Genomic DNA, 19,810 nt, shown 5'->3' on the forward strand with positions numbered 1-19,810 from the left:
AAAGCGCATGAACCCCATCATCGAGGCGATCCGGAAACGCGATAGCGGGCGCGACCCGGAACGGCTGACCATGCGCTACGCCAAGATGAAGGAAAGCCCTTTCGTCTTCCTGCGCGGTGCCTGCCACCTCTTCTACGATGCGCTGCCCGACGCCCCGGTGCTAGACCGGGCCCCCTTGGCCTGGTGCTGCGGCGACCTGCATTTCGAGAATTTCGGCAGCTACAAGGCCGACAACCGCTTGGTCTATTTCGACATCAATGACTTCGACGAAAGTGCCCTGGCGCCCTGCACCTGGGATATCGTCCGGCTGCTAACCAGCATCCGCTGCGGCGCCGAAACCCTGCGCGCGACGGAGGCCGAAACCAGGGCCGTCGCCAGCGACTGCCTGCATAGTTACCGCGCCGCCCTGCTGCGCGGCAAGCCGCTCTGGGTCGAAGGCGAAACCTCGTCGGGCCTGATCCATGACTTGTTCGTGGCGCTCGCCGAGCGCAAACGGGAGAACTTCCTCGACCGCCGCACCATCCTCGACGACGGGCAACGACGGATCAAGATCGATGGGATCAAGGCGCTTGCCGTCGCTGCGAGCGAGCGGGACAAAGTCACGGCCTTCATGAAACGCTGGGCGGCCGAGCAGCCCAAACCCGGCTTTTTCAAGGTCCTCGACGTGGCGCGTCGGATCGCCGGCACCGGCAGCCTGGGCGTCACCCGCTACGTCATTCTGGTCGACGGCAAGGGCTCGCCGGATGAAAACTATCTGCTCGACCTGAAGGCCACGCACCCCTCATCCCTGCTGCCTCGTCTGCGCCAGATCGACGTCATCCAACCGGTATGGCAAGACGAGGCCAGGCGGATCGCCACAATTCAGAATCGACTGCAAGCGGTCGACCATGCCTTTCTCCAGCCGGTGACGTACGACGGCCAACCCTGCATCCTCAGGGATCTCCAGCCTTCGGAGGATCGGGTGGCGATCGGCGACTGGGGCAAGAAGCTCGATCGGCTGCGCGACGTTGTCTATGCCATGGGCAATGTTCTGGCCTGGGACCAATTGCGCGCCAGCGGGCGTGGTGGCGCAGCCAGCGCCGACCAGCTGAGCGATTTTGCCCAAGGCGAAAGATGGATGTCCGAGCTTCTGGAAACGGTCGACGCGATGACCAAAACGACGCACGAACAGTGGGAAACATTTCGCCAATCCGCACTGTAAGCATGTCTTGAGGCCCGAATGAGTTCAATCGACAGCGCATATGGTGGCAAAATACCGTTGGGTCGTTCTCATTGCCAACCGGAGTCGTGGCATGTCTTTCAGGAAGTACCGAAATCCGCTTTCCATCGCGCTTGCCGCACTGGTGCTGCTTGTCCTCGGCCCCTCGCCCGCCCGGGCGGAGCCACTGAAGACCCTGGGGTTCGACGACATGAGCTGCCAGGTCTGGAAGCAATCCAAGGACGATGCCGATCAGCGCGCCCTTTACATCGTCTGGATACGTGGCCTGCTGACCGGCTACAACTATGCGCGCCCGAGCCAGCAGGTTTCGACCATTTCCAGCGGCACGATCGAGCAGTGGGTAAACCGCTATTGCAACGACAACCCAGCAAGCAGTTTCAGCGATGCGGCCTTGCGACTGAGCGACCAATACTCCGGCCGAAAATCGGCCATCACCAAGTAAGCAAGCCCATCCCTAAACGGCCTGCAGCGCCTCACTCAGTCCGCCGACGACAATCCTTGTCGGCACCGCCAGCATCAGATTGAGCGGCAGGCCGAAATCCTCGACATACAGACCGGCCTGATCGAGCGGCCGGCCATTGCGCCATTCGAGCGCAGTCCCCGAAATCCGCTCGACGCGGGCCGTCGTCGTCTCATCGCGCGCCAGATAGCCGATCACCGGCTTGCCCAGGGCCAGCGCGAAACCGACTTCGACACAGGTACCGGAATCCGGCTCGCAGCCGCGAAACGGGTTGAGGTTGGCGAGCACAGCATCGGCCGAACGGATCAGGTCGATGTTGGCGTGGTAAATGCCCGGTGCGGTGGTTTCGACGCCATCGAGCGGAATCAGCGCGTCATGGCCGGCGGCTTGGCACAGTTGGCGCGCTTCGTCGGCCCAGGCCAGGGCATCCGGGCGAAAGACATCGGGGCCGGCTAGATAGAGCTTCATTGGTCATCCGTCGTTGATAGGTCCGCCCTGCCCTTGCTTGGCCAGGAACGCGGCGCTGTGAAACATGGCGATACAAATCGTCGCAAAAAGCATACTTGAAAAATCGCTGGCCTCCGCAAAGATGGGACTCTGGATTCTTGCCGAGGAAATTGCCATGACCAAAACCAACACGTTGAATCACAAGAACACCGCAAACTTTCTCGAGGTATCGCGCCAGTACTTCAGGCTGCCCGGCCTGCTGCGATCGCTGCTGATTGCGGGCAGCATCGGCGCCACGGTGGGTGGTGAAGCCATCGCCAACGCCGAACGCGAGCCGGCGCCGACTACGGAAAATCGCTCCGGAAGCGCCTCTCCTCCGGATGTTGCAGGTTTCAGCGCTCATCGCGGACAGCCGCCAATCGAAACCATGCCTTAGTCAGATCGTCTTCACGACCGACTGCAACCTCATATGAAAAAAATTGGAAACCCATGATGAATATCCGAAACCTTAAATTGACGGTCGCCGCGCTGAGCATTGCAGCGGCGCTCGGTGGCGCCTACTCCATCGGCCAACTGCAGGCGATCGGTCAGGCCAGTGCCGCAATCCCGACGGCTGCCCCGCTCGCAGCCCCGGCGGCACCGCTGGCGACGCAAGCCCTGCCCGACATGGGAAGCATCGTCGAGCGCAACGGCCCGGCCGTGGTCAACATCAGCGTCACCGGAACACGCAAGACCGCTGCCAATGGTCCGAACATGCCACAACTGTCACCGGACGATCCGCTCTACGAGCTCTTCCGCCACTTCCGCCTGCCGCAACCCGGCGGCGAATCGCCGATACACGGACTGGGTTCCGGCTTCATCGTCACGCCCGACGGCACCATCCTGACCAATGCCCATGTCGTCGATGGCGCCGAGGAGGTTACCGTCAAGCTGATCGACAAGCGTGAATTCAAGGCCAAGGTGAAAGGCCTCGACAAGGCGAGCGACGTCGCCGTGCTGAAGATCGATGCCAAGGATCTGCCGACCGTGAGAATCGGCAGTTCGGGCACCACCCGGGTCGGCGAGTGGGTGCTGGCCATCGGCTCGCCCTTTGGTTTCGAGAACAGCGCCAGCGCCGGCATCGTTTCGGCGAAATCGCGCTCCCTGCCGGACGGCAGCTACGTTCCCTTCATCCAGACCGACGTCGCGGTCAATCCCGGCAACTCCGGCGGCCCGCTGTTCAACATGGCCGGCGAGGTGATCGGCATCAATTCGCAGATCTTCTCGCGCAGCGGTGGCTACCAGGGACTTTCCTTCGCCATCCCGATTGAAGTCGCGATCAACGTCGAGCGGCAGATCGCCACGCACGGCAAGGTCCAGCGCGGCCGGATGGGGGTGACGATCCAGGAGATCGACCAGTCGCTGGCCGACTCGTTCGGCCTCAAGAAGCCGGCCGGCGCCTTGGTCAACTCGGTGGAAAAAGGCAGCCCGGCAGCCCAGGCCGGCCTTGAGCCGGGCGACGTGATTCTCGCCATCAACGGCAAGGAAATTTTCAATTCCGGCGAATTGCCAGCCATCGTCGCCGGCATGTCGGCTGGCGAAAGCGTCAAGCTACAAGTCTGGCGCAATAGCGCAACCCGCGAAATCAACGTCAAGATCGGCAGCTTCAGCGACCAGAAGCTGGCCGCCGTTGAGCCTCACGAAGGCGACAAGGGCCGGCTCGGCGTCGCCGTCCGTTCCCTGACCCCGAAGAACAACGGCAGGCCGAGGTCAAGGGCGGCGCCCTGGTTCAGAACGTCAGTGGCCCGGCGGCCAGGGCCGGCATTCAGCCGGGCGACATCATCGTTTCGGTCAATGGTGAAGCGGTCAAGGGGGCGGAGCAATTACGCGCCTTGGTCACCAAAGCCGGCAAACGGGTCGCCCTACTGGTCGAACGCGGCGACTCGCGGATTTTCGTGCCGGTCGATCTCGGCTGAGGCAGCGGCCGGACGGTTCGCTTGAGCCGCCCGTCCAGCAGTCGGCGGTGAAGCGGATTCAGTTCAGCTTGTCGGGACGACCGCAGCACTGCTTGAATTTGCGGCCGCTGCCGCAGGGGCAAGGATCGTTGCGACCGGACTTCGGTTCTTCATGGCGGATGGTGCCGCCCATGCGCTTGTTGCGCCAAAAGTTGTAGAGCGTTTGCACGATGACCGGCAGGTTCTCCTGGATGTCGCCCACCAGACGGGCTTCCTCGGCCGGCGCAAACCAGCGCTCGCCGCTTTTTTCGACGTCTTCCTTGAGCATACCGTTGAGCATGAACATCGGTTCGAGCAATTCGGAAAGGTCGTCGGCATGCTTGCCGGCCAGGTCGTACCAGTCGCCGGCCAGCCCGGCACCGAAGATGTAGGAATCGGCCCAGGCGGCGTAATCGTAGGTCTCGCAGCTTTCGTCTTCCGGATAGAGCACCGGGGCCACCGTTTCGTCGGCGAGCAGTGCGGCAGCGATATCGTTGTTCAGGCGCATCAGCAGTTCCACCGTTTCGGCGACCACCGGATCGTCAGTTTCCATGCCCTTGCCCAGCGCTTCCGGCAACCAGACGCTGGGCTGCACCGGCTCCGGACCGCTGACAATGGCGCAGAGCATGGCCTGGACTTCATCGAGGCGCATGGCTTCGTCAGCGAAAACTTCGGTTTCGAGCAGTTCTTCCAGACGGTCGAGATCAGCGTCGGTGAGGGGGGTGGGGTTCATATCGGTTTATCCTGTTGGGCAGAGTGAATCATCGTCGAGTATAGGTGTCCGACATCGCGTCGCCAACCCCGAGGAATGCCAATCCATGACGAAAATAGTCAAAACCGATGCCGAATGGCGCGCCGAACTCAGCCCCGAGCAGTTTCGTGTCGCCCGCAAGAAAGGGACCGAGCCGGCCTTCTCCGGCCAGTACTGGGATTGCCATGACGATGGCACCTATCGCTGCATCTGCTGCGGCGCCCCGCTCTTCCGTTCCGAGACCAAGTTCGATTCGGGCTGCGGCTGGCCGAGCTTTCACACCGCCAACGACGAGAAACTGGTCGATGAGCACGTCGACCAGAGCTTCGGCATGATCCGTACCGAGGTCACCTGCCACGAATGCGGTGCCCACCTCGGCCATGTTTTTCCGGATGGTCCGGCACCGACCGGGCTGCGCTACTGCATCAACTCGGCCTCGTTGAAGCTCGACCCGGACCAGACCTGAGCGCGGTTCAGGCCAGCTTGGCCCGTTCCTGCATGAAGCGCCCGGGCGGCACTCCGAAGGCGCGCTTGAACATCGCCGAAAAGGCCGCCTGGCTGGCGTAGCCGAGTTCGGCCGCGACCTCGCCGCCGGGCCGCCCCCGGCCGATCAGGTCGAGCGCCCGGGCCAGGCGCAATTGCTGGCGCCAGGCGCCGAAACCCATGGTCAGTTCGCTCTGGAAGAGGCGGGCCAGGGTCCGTTCGCTGGCTCCGACCCGCTCCGCCCATTCAGCCAAGGACAGCGGCGACGCCGGGTCTTCGATCAGCGCGTTGCACAGCGCCTGCAGACGGCGATCCCGGGGTAGCGGCAGGCCCAGCGAAAGCGGCGGCGCCCGGCGCATTTCTGCCAACATCAGGCGGATCATCAGGTCGCGCCGCAGCCGGTCCTCGGCCGCTTCGCCCTTGACCGCCTCGCTGAGCGCCTCGATCAGGCTGCGCATCAGCCCGGATACCTCGATCACCGCACAGGCCCCGAGCGGTAAGGGCGAGGCCGCGCGGGCGACATAGACGGTACGCAATTCGACCTCGCCGAGGGCGACAACCTCGTGCTCGATCCCGGGCGGAATCCAGACGGCGCGAAAGGCCGGCACCAGCCAGGCCATGCCGGCCGCCGAAATGCGCAAGGCGCCGCGCAAGGGATAGGCCAGCTGGGCCCAGTCGTGGCTGTGGGCCGGCACCGTCACATCGGCCGGCAGGCTACGCAGATTGACGGTGAGCGGTTCGTCGGCAGTCGGCGCCCGACGCGGGCATGGGTCGAATGGCAGGTGTGTCAGCATCGCGATAATTTATGTCACGTTATCGTATTTCAGTCAAACCGGGATTCAATAAACTGGCTCCTGTCCGATCTTTCCGTCGCCGCCATGACCGCAGCCGTCCTCCCTCCCACCGCCAAGCGCGATCTCGAAACCATCTCGCTGATCGGTTTCGTCCATGGCGTCTCGCATTTCTTCCACCTTTTGCTGCCGCCCCTCTTTCCCTGGCTGATGGCCGATTTCGGGCTGAGCTTCACCGGCATCGGGGCGACGATGACGGTCTTTTTCATCGTCTCCGGTATCGGTCAGGCGATGGCCGGCTTTCTCGTCGACCGCTTCGGTGCGGCGCGGGTGCTCGGTGGTGGTATCAGCTGTTTCGCGCTGGCCGGGGTCGTGCTGCATTTTGCTTCCGGCTACCCGATGCTCGTCGTGGTCGCCGCACTGGCCGGCCTCGGCAACAGCGTCTTTCATCCGGCCGACTTCACGGTGCTCAATCGCCACGTCTCGCAACCGCGGCTTGGTCATGCCTTTTCCGTGCATGGCCTGTCCGGCAACCTGGGCTGGGCGGCGGCCCCGGTCTTCATGGCCGGCATTGCCACCGTCGCCGGCTGGCGCAGCGCAGCGCTCGGCGCGACGCTGGTCGCCCTGCTCGCCCTAGCCCTGCTCTACTGGCGGCGACAGGCGATCGCCGATCCGCTCGGCTATCACGCCAGCCAGCACGGCCAGACTAGCGGTCCGGCCTTCGCCTTCCTCAACTCGCGCGCCGTCTGGCTGTGCTTCCTGTTCTTCCTGCTGATTACCGCCGCCTTCGGCGTTATCCAGAACTTTGCCAGCCCCATCCTGCAGGCGCTCTATAACCTCTCGATCACCGCGGCAGCCGCGGCCTTATCGACCTACCTGCTGGGCGGTGCAGCCGGCATCGTGCTCGGCGGCTTTCTCGCCCAGAAGGGCGACCATGACCGGCTGATCGCCGCCGCCCTCGGCGTCGCCGCCCTGTTGGCGATACTGTTGGCGGCCGGCATCCTGCCGGGCTGGAGCATTCTGCCGCTGATGGCCGGGATCGGTTTCTGCACCGGCATCGCCGGCCCTTCGCGCGATTTGCTGGTGCGCCGCGCCGCCACCGCCCGTTTCGGGCAGGCAGCCTTCGGGCGGGTCTATGGCTTCGTCTATTCCGGCCTCGACCTCGGGCTGGCCAGCGCCCCGCTGATCTTCGGCGGCCTGATGGACGGCCACCAGTTTAGCCAGGTGCTGGTCGGCGTCGCCGTGCTGCAGACGCTGGCCATCCTCGCCGCGCTACGCGTCGGCAAGGCCGTTTAAGCTATAAGCCGCGCGCCCAGCCCGGGCGCAGGTGGGCCTCATCCGGCGCGGCGATGGCCTGCCGGATCTGGGCCAGCAGGCGTTCCTTGTCGGCGCCCAGCGTACCCTTGAGGACCAGCCAGTTGGAGGCGTGGTCGCTGCGAAAGACCGTGCGTTTGAGGTCCAGGCTGGAGAGAAATTGCTCCATCTCGACGAAGAGTTCGGGCTGGGTGAGGGGCTCCCATTCCGGAAAATCGGCCCGGAAACGCTGTTCGCCCTTGGGAAAACTGACCACCAGCGTCGCCAGATACTCCGGCTGCGTGGCATTGGCCAGCCGCGCCGAATTCTCGGCGTGTTGCTGCGAATAGACCTTGCCGCCGAGGCCGTTGAGGATCATCACCGAACGGGTGATGCCGGCACTCCCCAGTTTGTCGAGCGCCTCGCGGGTGCTGTCGAAGGTTTCGCCCTTCTTGACCGCGGCCAGCACCTGGTCATCGCCCGATTCGGCGCCGAGATAGATCATTTTCAGGCCGGCTGCCACCAGTTGATCGATTTCAGCCTGCGACTTCTTGCGCAGGTTGCGCGCCAGGCAATAGGCGGAGATACGGCGCACGGCCGGCAGATGGGTGCGGATCGCCTCGAGGATACCCAACAGCCGCCGGGTCGGCAGGACCAGCGCGTCACCATCGGCCAGGAAGACGCGGCGAACCTGATCGCCGTAGCGCTGGCCGGTCAGGCGGATGCTGTCGAGAACCTCATCCTCTTCGCGCGCCCGGAATTTCTTCTGCGGCGCGGTGTACATCTCGCAAAAAGTGCACTGGTTCCACGAGCAGCCGTCGGTCACCGGCAGAATCAGCGACTCCGCCTCACTCGGCGGGCGGAAGACCGGCTCGACGTAACGGATTGGCAGCATCGCCTAGCCGCTCACTTTGGCGACGAAGGCCGGCGGCGCCGAAGTCGGCTTGCGGGCGGCGTAGTCGAAGAACATGATGCCGTGCTTGCCGCGCGCCACTTCGCGCCCGCTCGCCTTGTCGGAAAGGCGCCAGACCAGATCGCAGCCGTACTTGTTGAAATCGTCGGCGCCCATTTCGACGACCAGCGTTTCGCCGTGGAAGGCCTCGGAACGGTACTGAGCGGCGACGTCGGCGACGACGATGCCGACGCCTTCGACATCCAGCTCGGTATAGCCCAGCGCCTTGAAAAAGCGCACCCGGGCCTCGGATACCAGTGAGATCAGCGCCGCATTGTCGAGATGATGACCGTAGTTGATGTGGCCGATATAGATCGGGATTTCGGTAGCGAACGTAAAGTGCTCGGGCAGGTCTATCTTGATGCGGGGCATGATGGTTTCAGGCTGTTCGGGAAGCCTGCATTTTAGGTGCTGCAGCGTAGAATCCGGAAAAAACACCGGAGTCCGCCATGAAGTCGATCGACCACAACAAACTCGACAAACTCGTTCTCGACGCCCGCAAGGCAGCGGATACCCGCGCCGAAGGCTATCGCGAGCGCGCCCTGAAAATCTACCCGTGGATCTGCGGCCGTTGCGCCCGCGAATTCACCGCGACCAATGTCCGCGAACTGACCGTGCATCACCGCGACCACAATCACGACAATAACCCGCCCGACGGCAGCAACTGGGAACTGCTTTGCATCTACTGCCACGACAACGAACACCAGAAAGAAATCGAGGCTGACCGCGGCTACACCGACACCAGTTCGGCGCGTGGTGGCGGCGCCACGCACAACCCGTTCGCCGCGCTGCAAGGCCTGCTCAAGGACAAGGGCAAGAGCTGAACCGATGAGCGAGCAGCATCGACTGAGCTTCGATACCCCCGGCCGCGGCTCGGTCGAGATCACCGCCGAGATTGCGGCGGTGGTCCGCAAGACCCCGCTCGATAGCGGCATCGCCCATGTTTTCGTGCGCCACACCAGTTGCGGCCTGGCAATCACCGAAAATGCCGACCCGACGGTGCGCCGCGATCTGGAAACCCTGTTGCAGCGCTGGGCGCCGGATGGCGACCCGGCTTACCGCCACGACCTGGAGGGCGACGACGACATGGCGGCGCACGCCCGTTCGCTGCTCACCGGCACCTCACTGACCGTACCCTTCGCCGGCGGCCAGTTGCTGCTCGGCACCTGGCAGGGCATCTACCTGTTCGAGCACCGTACGCACGGCCATCGCCGGGAAATCGTCGTTACCCTGCTCGGCTGATTTCGCCAACCTCAGGTCGCGATGAAGTCGCGCAGGGCGTCGAGCACGGCATCCGGCCGCTCGGCCATCAGCGCGTGGCCGCTGCCTTCGATGCTGACCAGCCGCGCCCCGGCGATGAAACCGAGCAGCGCCTTGGCGGCCTTGGGCGAAGTCATCTTGTCCTGATTGCCGGCGACGATCAACAGCGGCGACGTAATGGCCGTCAGGCTTTCCGGGCGGCGCGAGTAGGCATTGCAGGCGTTCATGTCGGTATGGAAAACGCCCTTCTTCTGGCGTTCCATCAGGCGCTGGTTCATGCCGAGCAGCCACAGGCCGGGCACCGTGTTGCCGCCGATCTGTCCGGTCGCCGAGTAGGACCAGGTATTGATCATTTCGGCGGCCTTCGGCTCGTCGTCGCGCGTCGCATCGAGCAGGGCCTGCGATACCGGCATCGGCAGCGAACTGCCGATCAGCACGGTCTTGCCGACGCGCGGTGCGAAACGGGCCGCCACTTCGAGCGCCACCAGCGAACCCATACTGTGGCCGATCAAGGTCGCCTGCTCGACACCGCAGGCATCGAGCAGCGCAACCACCCAGTCGGCCAGCGCCTCGACCGAAGCCAGCGGCTCGCCGCCACTGCGCCCGTGGCCCGGCAAGTCGGGGACGAGCACCGAGAACCCATGATGGGCGAACCAGCGGCTCTGCAAGACCCAGCACGAATGGTCCTGCTGCGCGCCGTGCAGGAAGACGACCACCGGCTGTTGATTGACGGTATCGGCCGTGAGCTTCTTGCCGCCGTTGTAGACATAGGCCATCTGGCCGAGAACCTTGATCTCCATAACTCAGGCCTTGGCCGCTGCGGCGAGGCCGCGATTGAGGTCGTCGATCAGGTCGTCCGCGTCTTCCAGGCCGATTGACAGGCGGATGGTGCCGGGATGAATGCCGGCCGCGACCAGCGCCGCATCGGACATGCGGAAATGCGTGGTCGAAGCCGGGTGAATGACCAGCGACTTGGCATCGCCGACATTGGCCAGATGCGAGAAGACTTTCAGCGCCTCGATGAACTTGCGCCCGGCCGCCCGCCCGCCGCTCAGGTTGAAGGTGAAGACCGAACTGCTGCCCCGCGGCAGCAGTTGCTTGGCGAGTTCGTGATCGGGATGATCCGGCAGGTCGGGATGGACTACCGCCTGCACCGCCCCGCCAACTAACGCAGAGAGATGGGCGACCACCTTGCGGGTGTTCTCGATATGGCGCGCCATACGCAACGGCAGCGTTTCCAGACCTTGCAGTATCTGGAAGGCCGAGAGCGGGCTGAGACAGGCGCCGAAATCGCGCAAGCCCTCGCGCCGGGCACGGAGCAGAAAGGCGGCAACCGTCGACTCCTCGGCAAACACCATGTCGTGGAAGCCTTCATAAGGCTCGGTCAACGTTGGAAATTTACCACTGGCCGCCCAGTCGAAAGCGCCGGAATCGACGACCACGCCGCCGATCACCGTACCGTGGCCGGAGAGGAACTTGGTGGCCGAATGAAAGACCAGATCGGCGCCGAGATCGAAGGGCTTGAGTAAATACGGCGTGGTGAAGGTCGAATCGACCAGCAGCGGCAGACCATGCTCATGGGCCAGCGCCGACACGCGGGGAATATCAAGTACATCGAGCCCTGGATTGCCCAGCGTCTCGCCGAACAGCAACCGGGTTTCCGGCCGGATGGCCGCCCGCCAGGCATCGAGATCGCGCGGATCGACGAAGGTGGTGGTGATGCCGAAACGCGGCAGGGTGTATTCAAGCAGGTTGTGCGAGCCGCCGTAGAGCGAGCGACTGGCCACGATATGGCTGCCGGCGCCCATCAAGGTCGTGATCGCCAGATGCATCGCAGCCTGCCCGGAAGCCACGGCAATCGCCCCAACCCCGCCCTCCAATGCTGCTACCCGTTCTTCGAGCACGGCATTGGTCGGGTTCGAGATGCGCGAATAGACGTGGCCGCCGCGTTCCATATTGAACAGCGAGGCGGCCTGCTCGGCATCCTTGAAAACGAAGGAGGACGTCAGGTAAATCGGCTGGGCCCGCGCCCCGTACTGGCTGTCCGGCACCTGGCCGGCGTGCAGGGAAAGCGTGTCAAATTTATAACTCATCCCCGACCGCCTTCAAGCAGTACTTTGCCCTCGAATCTCATCCCGTGCGCTCCCTTTCGCTGTGCCAATCAATATCTTGTTGCCGCGGAGAGAACAGGCCTTGCATCGCCCCTCCGGGCCAAGGCTGAAATATAGGGTGTTGCGCCAGGCGACGGAACAATCCATCGCTTACATGCATATAAAAAATACGACTACCGAGGCTCGGGTGAAAGCCGGAGGCTCAATGAAAAAAGCCGGGTTGCCCCGGCTTTTCTTAGTGATACGCAGTCTTCGAAGCCAGCTTTCGCGCCATCAAAAGCGCCAGACCAAAGATGACCGCAGCAACGCCAATGCCCAGGTAGGAAAGTTCGTCCATATATGCCTCGTTGAAGGTTGGTTGAGAATTTTGCGGCTTAGTAGACAGCCTTCACGCCCAAAGTTCCCGAACGAACTACATTTCTTGGCATTGGCGATCGCAACGCCGAACGACTACTGCCAGCGTCCTCGCGACTCAACTGCTCAAGCCATCTCGCACCGATAACACCGGCCACCTATCCAGTCATACGAGACGCGAAATCAGCAATTGCCCTTCTTGGCCTGCCCGGGCGGGCAGAAACCACCATCATTGCGGTGGCTAGGCGCTGGATCAACGACGACCGACCCGGCTGGCGTATATACAGCGCAGCCTTGTAGCAGCGAGAGCGCTGCCAACAACGAGAGAAGAATTTTCATACCGGTGCTCCCTATTGAGAAACTACGCCCCAGATTCTACAGCCGGCAGGCCCCGGGGCCAGGCGCCACGTTTGGTCGCCTTGTGGTTTCCTGCTTGTCGGTACACACCGAAATGCGCGCCCTGCTCGGCACCGCCGTTGGAGCCCGACAGCGGTTTTTGCCGACCAGCCCCTAATCTGTTCCGTTTTGCGTCTTGAGGGCGGCCTTGATCAGGTCTTCGCCGACGTCCGGACAGACTTTCTCGATGAAGGCATGGGCATAACTGCGCAGGTAGGTTCCGCGGCGCACCGCGAGACGCGTCGTGTTGGACGGGAAAAGATGAGGTACCGGGATCAACTCCAGGCTCCGGTCCTGCTCCGCGTCATAGGCCACCGAGGCCACCACCCCGACGCCCAGACCGAGCCCGACATAGGTCTTGATCACGTCGGCGTCGATCGCCGAAAGGACGATGTCGGGAACGATGCCGGCGTCGGCGAAGGCCTGATCAACATGGGCGCGGCCGGTGAAGCCTTCGTGATAGGTGATGATCGGATACTCGCTAAGCGTTTCCAGCGTGATTTCGCCGACGCCGAGCAGCGGATGGCCCTGCGGCACGATGATGGCGTGATGCCAGGAATAGAACGGGAAGGACGCGAGTTCGGACACCTTGTCGACGCTTTCCGTGGCGATGCCGACATCGGCCTGACCGGAGACCAGCAGGTCGGCGATTTCGCGCGGACTGCCCTGGAGCAGTGTCAGATGGACCTTCGGGTAATCGGCCTTGAACCACTTGATGATGGTCGGCAACGCGTAGCGGGCCTGGGTGTGGGTGGTGGCGATCACGAAGTGCCCGGTTTCGCGGCTGGCGAACTGGTCGGCAATGCGGCGCAGATTCTGGGTATCGAGCAGGATGCGCTCGACGACCTCGGCCAGTTCCTTGCCCGGCTCGGTCAGCCCGAGCAGGCGCTTGCCGCGGCGGACGAAGATCTCGATACCGAGTTCGTCCTCGAGATCCTTGATGTGTTTGCTGACGCCGGGTTGCGACGTATAGAGCGCGCTGGCGACTTCGGTCAGGTTGAAATCCTGTCGAATCGTTTCGCGAACGATTCTGAGTTGCTGAAAATTCATGGTCTTTCCTCTTATGCCGCCAGGCGGTCGTTCTGGAATACGCGGATGGCGCGTGGGCGCAGCGATACATGGTCACCTTCGCGCAGGCCGGAGGCGCTGAGCGCTTCGCGCAGCACCGAAACCTCGACCAGCTCGCCATCCGGCCGGCTCAGTTCGACCTGGGCCAGCGGGCCGATCGCGATCACCCGCAGGATTCTGGCCGGCAGGCCGCCCTCCGGCGTACTGGCCGGCAACAGATCGAATTCGTGCGGCCGGACGAAGCCCACGGCCTGCGCGCTCGGTTCGTGGCCATGGCCGAGTTGCAGCGCGTGCTCGCCGACGTGCAGATGGCCGTCCTCGACCCGGCCATGGAACAAATTGACCGAGCCCAGGAAGCTGGCGACGAAGGAGGTCGCCGGATGGTCGTACACCTGGTCCGGCGAGCCGATCTGCTCGACCTTGCCCTTGTTCATCAGCACAACGCGGTCGGAAACCTCGAGTGCCTCCTCCTGGTCGTGGGTCACGAAGACGCTGGTGACGTGGATTTCGTCGTGCAACTGGCGCAACCAGCGGCGTAGTTCCTTGCGCACCTTGGCATCTAGCGCCCCGAACGGCTCGTCGAGCAACAGCACCTTGGGCTCGACGGCCAGGGCACGGGCCAGCGCGATGCGCTGACGCTGGCCGCCGGACAGCTGCGAGGGAAAACGGTCGGCCAGCCAGCCGAGCTGAACCAGGTCGAGCAGCCGCGTCACGCGTTTCCTGATCTCGGCTTCGGCCGGGCGGAATTTCCGGGGCCGGACGCGCAGCCCGAAAGCCACGTTGTCGAACACCGTCATGTGGCGGAACAGCGCGTAGTGCTGGAAAACGAAGCCGACCTGGCGCTCGCGGACATGGCGGTCGGAAGCATCGTCGCCTTCGAGCAGGATCTGGCCGCGATCGGCATATTCGAGGCCGGCGATGATGCGCAGCAGCGTCGTCTTGCCGCAGCCGGAAGGGCCGAGCAGCGCAACCAGCTCGCCGGAGGGAATGTCGATGGAAACATCGTCCAGTGCCTGGAAAGCACCGAACTGCTTGCTGATGTTGCGTATGGCGATACTCATGGTCAATCTCCAGGGCTTTGGTCGTTCCGGCTAGCCACGGCGGTTAGCGGAATCACACGATGGACGAAAGTCTATGGAGAGTTGCTTATAAGCAGAAATAATAAAATCGCAGAAGCTAATCCGTTTTTTATATAAACCAATCAGGCGGCCGTGATCCAGGCGGATAACTAACGCCCCTTGGCCTGAATGGCTGGCCCAGCCTTCGGTTGCACCTCGTAACCATGGGTACGCAGCAGGCGCACCGCCATCTCGATGGTGCGCCGGGTCTTCCTGGGAACGACCGAAGGCCCGCCCGCCGGCGGGGTCGGCAGCGGCAGTTGAAGGCCGTGCGCCGCGAGCCAAGCGGTAATCGCGCTCAGCCCCTTGGCCCCGATCCCCTCGGCCTGCTGCAGGCGCCGATAGCCGAGGGCGGCGACTTCCTCGGGTGTGAACTGGGGACGATCGAATATCTTGCGCAGCGCATTGCGCTGCAAGGTCGGCAATTCGTTCATCGCGGCGCTCGGGTCGGCCCCCGGTCGTACACGGAATTCGCCACCCACACCGCGGGCGGGCAGGCAGTCGCTCATGTCGTCAGCCATAGGCAGCTCGATCCAGAATGGATTGGTCTCAGGGAAAGGTCTGGAGCAAAGGGTATTGAGGCGGCTGCCGACAGGAAACGACATATTTTTGATATCGATATGCCCAAGGGAAGCATGAGCGACGGAATTCCAAGGCGCTTGAACGCCTGACTCCGCAGGCCAGGCCAGCTTGTTGCAGCTGCCGGCAAGCGGACAAAAGATATCGGCTGCTATCGCTGTCGTGTGGCGATCTTTCTACACAAGCCTCGGCTTGACGATCCGCCATGCCTATCTCATGGGTATTTCCCAAGGTGGGCCATGTATGATCGACGTATAAGACTTGGCCTTGCGGGCATTTTCCAACCTTATCAATTCAATACGCTGGAAACAATTACTAGGGTAGACGGCAATCTCCGTGCGTATATGCAAAGTCAGCCGTCTGCCTTACATTTGATCGCCATGACTAACGACCCGAGAATCGAGCCGCTCTTAGAGTGGAATCGCCTAGCAAGACAGAACGCCGAAGACGCGATCGTGTCCTCAATGTTTGAAGCAGGCTTCAAAGCCAGCGAGCCTATGGAGTCATTCTCAACATGGCTCTTGGTAGGTACTGCGGCAGTTGCCTCCTTCTTGGTGACCAATGCTGACAAGCTGGTCCCATTCATCAAACAAACCGGCTTCCTCGCTTGTGGGGCATTCCTTTGTTTTTCCTGCTTGTTTGGCCTCAGTTCCAAGATGTACGCACTGCGCTGCAAGATTCAAATTGAAACTGGCGCAGCAGTACGAAAGACGTTCGCAGAACAGCTCGCCAAGCATGTGCAGGAAGAAGCAAAGATCCAGGAGAGCGCGGCTACCTGGGGAATAACGCTTGAAACTGGCATTCGACTCGAACGAGTACTTGCCGAGTTCTACAAGCCTCTGCCGCGCTGGGTTGCATGGCTGGCAAACAGGCAGGTCAAGAAGCACGCCGGCAATCCTCAACTGGGCTACTTCCCGGTGATTGCGGGGTTGAAACGGCAAGGCCTTTTTGTGACTCTTCAAGCCCTGACGTTCCTTGGATTCCTCGTCACTGGTTTTGTCTTTGCAGCAGCAATCTAGCCCTTCCATCGACAGCACTTGCCCCAGCAAGCCGAGTCAATTAATGCCTGCTCCATGAGCCTGTACCAAGAACATCCTCTCGGCCCCATGAACTGATATCGTGCCTCCACCGCAAACCGCCGCACCGCCGATCATCCGGGCAAGCGGCGGTTTTTCTTTGAGTTGGCAGTTTGAATCGATGCCCCTCCGGCGCATATATCCCGACGCATATAACAACCAAAGAATTCCATCGTTCTGCTGCACGCCGCCTGCCGGCAAACTGGCTTCAGATCAATTCCCCCCTGAACCAGGAGAACACCATGCAGCACAAGCATTCCCTCACGGCGCTGGTCGCCGCCCTCGCCCTCGTCGGCGGCCTCTCCAGTGCCCTGGCCGACCCCCTGAAGGTCGGCTACCTGCCGGTCACCGGCCACGGCAAGTTCTTCGTCGCCAAGGAACAAGGCCTGTTCGCCAAGGAAGGCCTCGACGTCGAACTGATCGAATTCCAGAACTCGGCCGACGGCCTCAACGCCGTCGTCGCCGGCAAGCTCGACATCGGCGCTTTCGGCACCACGGCACCGGTCGCCCACATCTCGAAGGGCGCCAAGCTGAAGATCATCGGCGGAATCATGGGCGGTGACGCCGCGCTGATCGCCACCCCGGCCAATGCAGGCAAGATCGCCGGCATCGCCGACCTCAAGGGCAAGAAGATCGCCACCGTGCGCATGGCCTCGGGCGATGCCGTGCTGCGCGGCGCCTTGAAGGACAAGGGCATCAACTGGAAGACCGATGTCCAGATTTTCGAGCTGAAAAATCCGCCGGCCGTCATCGAAGCCGTCAAGTCGGGCCAAGTCGATGCCGGTCTGGTCTGGGGCCGCATGACCTGCGCGCCGAAGACCAGGGCCTGAAGGTCGTCATCCACTCCACCGACCTCCAGCCGGGCCATCCGTGCTGCCGCCTGGTCGTCACCGAGGCCAGCCTGAAGGATCAGGCGAAGTGGGAGAAATTTGTCCGCGCCATCCTGAAGGCCGAGAAGTTCGCCAGCGAGAACAAGAAGGAAACCATCGAATCGATCGCCAAATACGTCAAGATCGACCAGCAACTGCTGTGGCGCGGCTACTACTCGCAGTATCTCGACCAGTCCTCGGACCCCGACACCAAGGGCGTCAAGCACTTCGCCGACGTCATGGTCAACAGCGAGTTCATCGCCGCCAAACCTGACCTCGACGCCGCCATTGATGCCCGCGTCTACGCCAAGGTGTTGAACGACCTGGCCCGCGAAAACCCGAAGGATCCGTTCTGGAAGAAACTCCAGAAGAACTTCAAGCAGAAGAACGCCTGATGAGCCACGGTCTCAAACTGGAAGGCGTCGATTTCTCGTACGACGCCAACCACATCCTGGCCGGCATCGACCTGTCGATCCCGGCCGGGCAGTTCGTGACCTTGCTCGGCGCCAGCGGCTCGGGGAAATCGACCCTGCTCCGCCTGGTCGCCGGGCTGCAGTTCCCGCAACAGGGCAAGCTGGCCTGGAACGGCCAGCCGATTGCCGGGCCAGGCCCCGAGCGCGGCGTGGTCTTCCAGGACTACGCCCTGTTTCCCTGGCTGTCGGTAGTCGACAACATCGCGGTCGCCATCGGCAAGGCCCGCCCCGCCACCCGCAAGGCGGAACGCCGGGCCGAAGCCGGCGACTACCTGAAGAAGGTCGGGCTGGAAGCGGCGATCGGCAAGTATCCGTTCGAGCTCTCCGGCGGCATGCGCCAGCGCGCCGCCATCGCCCGCGCCCTGGCCCTCGGTTCGCCGTTGCTGTTGATGGATGAGCCGTTCGGGGCGCTGGACCCGGTCAATCGCGCCCGCCTGCAGGACCTGGTTTTGGAAATTTGGGAAGCCGGATCTGCTAGCGGCGCGTCAAGGAAAACCATCGTCTTCGTCACCCACGACATCGACGAGGCGCTCTACCTCGGCGACCGCGTCGTGATTCTCGGCTCGACGCCGGGCCGCGTCATCGCCGACCTGCCGGTCGAATTTCCGCGTCACCGCGACCGTCGCGCCCTGTTCGACAGCGACCAATTCCACACCCTGCGCGAATCCATCGCCGAAACCCTGGCCGCCGACACCCTGCGCCAGTTGATTGCCGCGTGAAGGAAAACAACATGTCCGAAACCCTGGCTCTCGAAACCCGAGAGCTTTCCGTAGCGCCTGCGCCGCACGTAGCCAGCGGCCCGGCGACGTCCGCGATTGCCACGCGATTCGCCGCCCGGCTCGGCCGCCTGCTCGAAGCCTCGCTGATCTGGATCGTCCTGCTCGGTGCCTGGTTCCTGGCTGCCGAATTCACGCCGCTCGGCGACAATCCGCTGATCCCCGGCCCGCTGGTCACCGCCCGCGCCCTCTGGGAATCGCTGCCCGAACTCTGGGTCGGCACCATCTCGTCCTTCACCATCCTGGTCCCCGGCTTCGTGCTCGCCAGCGGGCTCGGCATCGTCTCGGGGCTGACCATCGGCACCTCGCCGCGCCTGCAACGGGCCTTCTTCCCGTTCGCCCGGGTCGCCGCGCCGGTGCCGCCGACGGTCTATATCCCCTACGCCATCGCCGTCCTGCCGACCTTCAAGCTGTCGGCCATCTTCGTCGTCTTCATCGGTGCCTTCTGGCCGATCTTCCAGAATGCCGCGGCCGGCGCCCATGCGCTGGAGGAGCGTTTCCGCGATAACGCCCGCATCCTCGGCCTCACCGGCTTCGAGTATCACTGGCGCGTGGTCTTCCCGGCCGCCCTGCCCCACATCTTCTCCGGCATGGCGGTCGGCCTCGGCTTCTCGTTCATCCTGCTCACCGTAGCCGAACTGTTCGGGGCCAATGCAGGGTTGGGGCGTTTCGTCCAGTACTACGCCGACTTCGCCGACTACCCGAAGATGGTGGCCGGCATTCTCTACACCGGCCTGATCACTTTCCTGGCCATGAGCGGGCTGGAGGCGATCAAGCGTCGCGCCCTGTTCTGGCAACGCTGAACCCGGTCCCACCCACTTTCCCGATCGCGATCATGAAACCGATTTTCCGTACCCTGCTCACCGTTCTCGCCCTCGTCGCCGGCAGCAGCGCAAACGCCGCCCTTTTCGAACGCAGCACCGCAAACCTCCAGGATGAAGCACATGCCGCCGCCCGCGACGGCAAGCTGCTCGCCGTCCTACTCACCCTGCCCGACTGCCCGGGCTGCATCGAGATGGAACACACCGTCCATGCCAATCCGGCGACCGCGAAAGCGCTGGCCCGGCAGTTCCGCACCGTCCGCCTCGACATCGCCAGCCCGGCACCGATTGCTGACGGCGACGGCAAGCCGACCAGCGGCCCGGAACTGGCCCGCCGCCTAAAGGCCATCGCGACACCGTCCTATGCCTTCTTCGATGGCCACGGCCGTTTCCTCTACCGCTACACCGGCACCCTGAATGCCGCCGAGTTCCGCAAGCTGGGCAGCTACGTCGCACGAGGCGAATACGAGCAGCGCCCCTTCGACGGCCGGCCCGCCGCCGACCGCCATGCCGGCCATGACCACCACTGATTCTCGTACC

24 protein-coding genes and 1 pseudogene are annotated in these 19,810 nt (G+C 63.1%); 15 read left to right on the forward strand and 10 right to left on the reverse strand.

The window, feature by feature from the left end; all coding sequences use genetic code 11:
• The first annotated feature begins 7 nt into the window (after positions 1 to 7).
• A complete protein-coding gene (locus NQE15_RS16465; protein ID WP_265942775.1) occupies positions 8 to 1,201 on the forward strand; it encodes a DUF2252 domain-containing protein in 1,194 nt (397 codons plus the stop codon).
• A gap of 91 nt (positions 1,202 to 1,292) precedes the next feature.
• Positions 1,293 to 1,661, forward strand: a complete 369-nt coding sequence (locus NQE15_RS16470) for a hypothetical protein (RefSeq protein ID WP_265942777.1) — start codon at positions 1,293 to 1,295, stop codon at positions 1,659 to 1,661.
• A gap of 12 nt (positions 1,662 to 1,673) precedes the next feature.
• Here the strand turns inward: NQE15_RS16470 and NQE15_RS16475 are convergent, their stop codons facing one another.
• On the reverse strand, positions 1,674 to 2,147 hold the full coding sequence (locus NQE15_RS16475) for a nucleoside 2-deoxyribosyltransferase (protein WP_265942779.1): 474 nt from the start codon (positions 2,145 to 2,147) through the stop codon (positions 1,674 to 1,676).
• Positions 2,148 to 2,211: 64 nt separating this feature from the next.
• Here NQE15_RS16475 and NQE15_RS16480 point away from each other — a divergent pair, with 64 nt between their 5' ends.
• From NQE15_RS16480 to NQE15_RS23910, 3 genes and pseudogenes are all read left to right on the forward strand, one after another.
• Positions 2,212 to 2,562 (forward strand): hypothetical protein, encoded by a 351-nt coding sequence (locus NQE15_RS16480; RefSeq protein ID WP_265942781.1) that lies wholly within the window; start codon positions 2,212 to 2,214, stop codon positions 2,560 to 2,562.
• Positions 2,563 to 2,792: 230 nt separating this feature from the next.
• Positions 2,793 to 3,809 (forward strand): annotated as a pseudogene (locus NQE15_RS16485) (Do family serine endopeptidase); the annotation flags it as partial.
• A gap of 119 nt (positions 3,810 to 3,928) precedes the next feature.
• Positions 3,929 to 4,081, forward strand: a complete 153-nt coding sequence (locus NQE15_RS23910) for a PDZ domain-containing protein (protein ID WP_323054996.1) — start codon at positions 3,929 to 3,931, stop codon at positions 4,079 to 4,081.
• A gap of 58 nt (positions 4,082 to 4,139) precedes the next feature.
• Here the strand turns inward: NQE15_RS23910 and NQE15_RS16490 are convergent, their stop codons facing one another.
• Positions 4,140 to 4,832, reverse strand: a complete 693-nt coding sequence (locus NQE15_RS16490) for a UPF0149 family protein (RefSeq protein ID WP_265942783.1) — start codon at positions 4,830 to 4,832, stop codon at positions 4,140 to 4,142.
• An 85-nt stretch (positions 4,833 to 4,917) separates the two neighbouring features.
• Here NQE15_RS16490 and msrB point away from each other — a divergent pair, with 85 nt between their 5' ends.
• Positions 4,918 to 5,316, forward strand: a complete 399-nt coding sequence (msrB, locus tag NQE15_RS16495; protein WP_265942785.1) for a peptide-methionine (R)-S-oxide reductase MsrB — start codon at positions 4,918 to 4,920, stop codon at positions 5,314 to 5,316.
• Between the two features lie 7 nt (positions 5,317 to 5,323).
• On the opposite strand, the gene NQE15_RS16500 is transcribed toward msrB, so the two are convergent.
• Positions 5,324 to 6,127, reverse strand: coding sequence for an AraC family transcriptional regulator (locus NQE15_RS16500; protein WP_265942787.1), 804 nt, complete (start codon positions 6,125 to 6,127; stop codon positions 5,324 to 5,326).
• A gap of 84 nt (positions 6,128 to 6,211) precedes the next feature.
• Between NQE15_RS16500 and NQE15_RS16505 the strand changes: the two genes are divergently transcribed.
• Positions 6,212 to 7,420 carry an MFS transporter gene (locus tag NQE15_RS16505; protein WP_265942789.1) on the forward strand — a complete coding sequence of 403 codons (1,209 nt, stop codon included), beginning with the start codon at positions 6,212 to 6,214 and terminating at the stop codon, positions 7,418 to 7,420.
• A gap of 1 nt (position 7,421) precedes the next feature.
• Here the strand turns inward: NQE15_RS16505 and NQE15_RS16510 are convergent, their stop codons facing one another.
• Together NQE15_RS16510 and NQE15_RS16515 are read right to left on the reverse strand one after the other, a co-directional pair.
• Entirely contained in the window at positions 7,422 to 8,312 is an 891-nt protein-coding gene (locus NQE15_RS16510; protein WP_265942791.1) for a radical SAM protein, read from the reverse strand.
• 3 nt (positions 8,313 to 8,315) lie between these two features.
• Positions 8,316 to 8,741, reverse strand: coding sequence for an acyl-CoA thioesterase (locus NQE15_RS16515; RefSeq protein ID WP_265942793.1), 426 nt, complete (start codon positions 8,739 to 8,741; stop codon positions 8,316 to 8,318).
• Positions 8,742 to 8,818: 77 nt separating this feature from the next.
• On the opposite strand from NQE15_RS16515, the gene NQE15_RS16520 reads away from it, so the two are divergent.
• Together NQE15_RS16520 and NQE15_RS16525 are read left to right on the forward strand one after the other, a co-directional pair.
• Positions 8,819 to 9,193: a YajD family HNH nuclease gene (locus NQE15_RS16520; RefSeq protein ID WP_265942795.1), complete on the forward strand. Its 375-nt coding sequence runs from the start codon at positions 8,819 to 8,821 to the stop codon at positions 9,191 to 9,193.
• A 4-nt stretch (positions 9,194 to 9,197) separates the two neighbouring features.
• The gene (locus NQE15_RS16525; protein ID WP_265942797.1) at positions 9,198 to 9,611 is read left to right on the forward strand and encodes a secondary thiamine-phosphate synthase enzyme YjbQ; all 414 of its coding nucleotides are present in this window, start codon (positions 9,198 to 9,200) and stop codon (positions 9,609 to 9,611) included.
• Between the two features lie 11 nt (positions 9,612 to 9,622).
• Here the strand turns inward: NQE15_RS16525 and NQE15_RS16530 are convergent, their stop codons facing one another.
• The 5 genes from NQE15_RS16530 to NQE15_RS16550 all read right to left on the reverse strand — a co-directional run bounded on the left by NQE15_RS16530 (position 9,623) and on the right by NQE15_RS16550 (position 15,110).
• On the reverse strand, positions 9,623 to 10,429 hold the full coding sequence (locus NQE15_RS16530; protein WP_265942799.1) for an alpha/beta fold hydrolase: 807 nt from the start codon (positions 10,427 to 10,429) through the stop codon (positions 9,623 to 9,625).
• 3 nt (positions 10,430 to 10,432) lie between these two features.
• Complete coding sequence (locus NQE15_RS16535; RefSeq protein ID WP_265942801.1) at positions 10,433 to 11,722, reverse strand: O-acetylhomoserine aminocarboxypropyltransferase; 1,290 nt, start codon at positions 11,720 to 11,722, stop codon at positions 10,433 to 10,435.
• An 882-nt stretch (positions 11,723 to 12,604) separates the two neighbouring features.
• Positions 12,605 to 13,540, reverse strand: coding sequence for a CysB family HTH-type transcriptional regulator (locus NQE15_RS16540; protein ID WP_265942803.1), 936 nt, complete (start codon positions 13,538 to 13,540; stop codon positions 12,605 to 12,607).
• Between the two features lie 11 nt (positions 13,541 to 13,551).
• Positions 13,552 to 14,619, reverse strand: a complete 1,068-nt coding sequence (locus NQE15_RS16545; RefSeq protein WP_265942804.1) for a sulfate/molybdate ABC transporter ATP-binding protein — start codon at positions 14,617 to 14,619, stop codon at positions 13,552 to 13,554.
• Between the two features lie 167 nt (positions 14,620 to 14,786).
• Positions 14,787 to 15,110, reverse strand: coding sequence for a hypothetical protein (locus NQE15_RS16550; protein WP_265942805.1), 324 nt, complete (start codon positions 15,108 to 15,110; stop codon positions 14,787 to 14,789).
• A gap of 384 nt (positions 15,111 to 15,494) precedes the next feature.
• Between NQE15_RS16550 and NQE15_RS16555 the strand changes: the two genes are divergently transcribed.
• The 6 genes from NQE15_RS16555 to NQE15_RS16580 all read left to right on the forward strand — a co-directional run bounded on the left by NQE15_RS16555 (position 15,495) and on the right by NQE15_RS16580 (position 19,800).
• The gene (locus tag NQE15_RS16555; RefSeq protein ID WP_265942807.1) at positions 15,495 to 16,274 is read left to right on the forward strand and encodes a hypothetical protein; all 780 of its coding nucleotides are present in this window, start codon (positions 15,495 to 15,497) and stop codon (positions 16,272 to 16,274) included.
• A 299-nt stretch (positions 16,275 to 16,573) separates the two neighbouring features.
• The gene (locus NQE15_RS16560; RefSeq protein ID WP_323054902.1) at positions 16,574 to 17,161 is read left to right on the forward strand and encodes an ABC transporter substrate-binding protein; all 588 of its coding nucleotides are present in this window, start codon (positions 16,574 to 16,576) and stop codon (positions 17,159 to 17,161) included.
• 278 nt (positions 17,162 to 17,439) lie between these two features.
• Positions 17,440 to 17,595 (forward strand): hypothetical protein, encoded by a 156-nt coding sequence (locus NQE15_RS16565; protein ID WP_265950417.1) that lies wholly within the window; start codon positions 17,440 to 17,442, stop codon positions 17,593 to 17,595.
• Positions 17,595 to 18,392, forward strand: coding sequence for an ABC transporter ATP-binding protein (locus NQE15_RS16570; RefSeq protein ID WP_265942809.1), 798 nt, complete (start codon positions 17,595 to 17,597; stop codon positions 18,390 to 18,392). The genes NQE15_RS16565 and NQE15_RS16570 overlap by 1 nt, the downstream gene beginning before the upstream one ends.
• 11 nt (positions 18,393 to 18,403) lie before the next feature.
• The gene (locus NQE15_RS16575) at positions 18,404 to 19,252 is read left to right on the forward strand and encodes an ABC transporter permease (protein ID WP_265942811.1); all 849 of its coding nucleotides are present in this window, start codon (positions 18,404 to 18,406) and stop codon (positions 19,250 to 19,252) included.
• A 32-nt stretch (positions 19,253 to 19,284) separates the two neighbouring features.
• Positions 19,285 to 19,800, forward strand: a complete 516-nt coding sequence (locus tag NQE15_RS16580; RefSeq protein WP_265942813.1) for a thioredoxin family protein — start codon at positions 19,285 to 19,287, stop codon at positions 19,798 to 19,800.
• The last annotated feature ends 10 nt before the right edge of the window (positions 19,801 to 19,810 follow it).

It is taken from the genome of Dechloromonas sp. A34 (assembly GCF_026261605.1).
In the GTDB taxonomy this organism is placed as follows: domain Bacteria; phylum Pseudomonadota; class Gammaproteobacteria; order Burkholderiales; family Rhodocyclaceae; genus Azonexus.

Bases quoted from the DNA above. Each gene is read 5' to 3' on its own strand.
- NQE15_RS16465 (WP_265942775.1), top strand. From the start codon at position 8: ATGAACCCCATCATCGAGGCGATCCGGAAACGCGATAGCGGGCGCGAC.
- NQE15_RS16540 (WP_265942803.1), bottom strand. From the start codon at position 13,540: ATGAATTTTCAGCAACTCAGAATCGTTCGCGAAACGATTCGACAGGAT.
- NQE15_RS16535 (WP_265942801.1), bottom strand. From the start codon at position 11,722: ATGAGTTATAAATTTGACACGCTTTCCCTGCACGCCGGCCAGGTGCCG.
- NQE15_RS16545 (WP_265942804.1), bottom strand. From the start codon at position 14,619: ATGAGTATCGCCATACGCAACATCAGCAAGCAGTTCGGTGCTTTCCAG.
- NQE15_RS16515 (WP_265942793.1), bottom strand. From the start codon at position 8,741: ATGCCCCGCATCAAGATAGACCTGCCCGAGCACTTTACGTTCGCTACC.
- NQE15_RS16475 (WP_265942779.1), bottom strand. From the start codon at position 2,147: ATGAAGCTCTATCTAGCCGGCCCCGATGTCTTTCGCCCGGATGCCCTG.
- NQE15_RS16560 (WP_323054902.1), top strand. From the start codon at position 16,574: ATGCAGCACAAGCATTCCCTCACGGCGCTGGTCGCCGCCCTCGCCCTC.
- NQE15_RS16500 (WP_265942787.1), bottom strand. From the start codon at position 6,127: ATGCTGACACACCTGCCATTCGACCCATGCCCGCGTCGGGCGCCGACT.
- NQE15_RS16555 (WP_265942807.1), top strand. From the start codon at position 15,495: ATGTATGATCGACGTATAAGACTTGGCCTTGCGGGCATTTTCCAACCT.
- NQE15_RS16490 (WP_265942783.1), bottom strand. From the start codon at position 4,832: ATGAACCCCACCCCCCTCACCGACGCTGATCTCGACCGTCTGGAAGAA.
- NQE15_RS16505 (WP_265942789.1), top strand. From the start codon at position 6,212: ATGACCGCAGCCGTCCTCCCTCCCACCGCCAAGCGCGATCTCGAAACC.
- NQE15_RS16550 (WP_265942805.1), bottom strand. From the start codon at position 15,110: ATGAACGAATTGCCGACCTTGCAGCGCAATGCGCTGCGCAAGATATTC.
- NQE15_RS16520 (WP_265942795.1), top strand. From the start codon at position 8,819: ATGAAGTCGATCGACCACAACAAACTCGACAAACTCGTTCTCGACGCC.
- NQE15_RS16510 (WP_265942791.1), bottom strand. From the start codon at position 8,312: ATGCTGCCAATCCGTTACGTCGAGCCGGTCTTCCGCCCGCCGAGTGAG.
- NQE15_RS16530 (WP_265942799.1), bottom strand. From the start codon at position 10,429: ATGGAGATCAAGGTTCTCGGCCAGATGGCCTATGTCTACAACGGCGGC.
- NQE15_RS16470 (WP_265942777.1), top strand. From the start codon at position 1,293: ATGTCTTTCAGGAAGTACCGAAATCCGCTTTCCATCGCGCTTGCCGCA.
- NQE15_RS16480 (WP_265942781.1), top strand. From the start codon at position 2,212: ATGGCGATACAAATCGTCGCAAAAAGCATACTTGAAAAATCGCTGGCC.
- NQE15_RS16570 (WP_265942809.1), top strand. From the start codon at position 17,595: ATGAGCCACGGTCTCAAACTGGAAGGCGTCGATTTCTCGTACGACGCC.
- NQE15_RS16525 (WP_265942797.1), top strand. From the start codon at position 9,198: ATGAGCGAGCAGCATCGACTGAGCTTCGATACCCCCGGCCGCGGCTCG.
- NQE15_RS16575 (WP_265942811.1), top strand. From the start codon at position 18,404: ATGTCCGAAACCCTGGCTCTCGAAACCCGAGAGCTTTCCGTAGCGCCT.
- NQE15_RS16580 (WP_265942813.1), top strand. From the start codon at position 19,285: ATGAAACCGATTTTCCGTACCCTGCTCACCGTTCTCGCCCTCGTCGCC.
- NQE15_RS16565 (WP_265950417.1), top strand. From the start codon at position 17,440: ATGGTCAACAGCGAGTTCATCGCCGCCAAACCTGACCTCGACGCCGCC.
- msrB (WP_265942785.1), top strand. From the start codon at position 4,918: ATGACGAAAATAGTCAAAACCGATGCCGAATGGCGCGCCGAACTCAGC.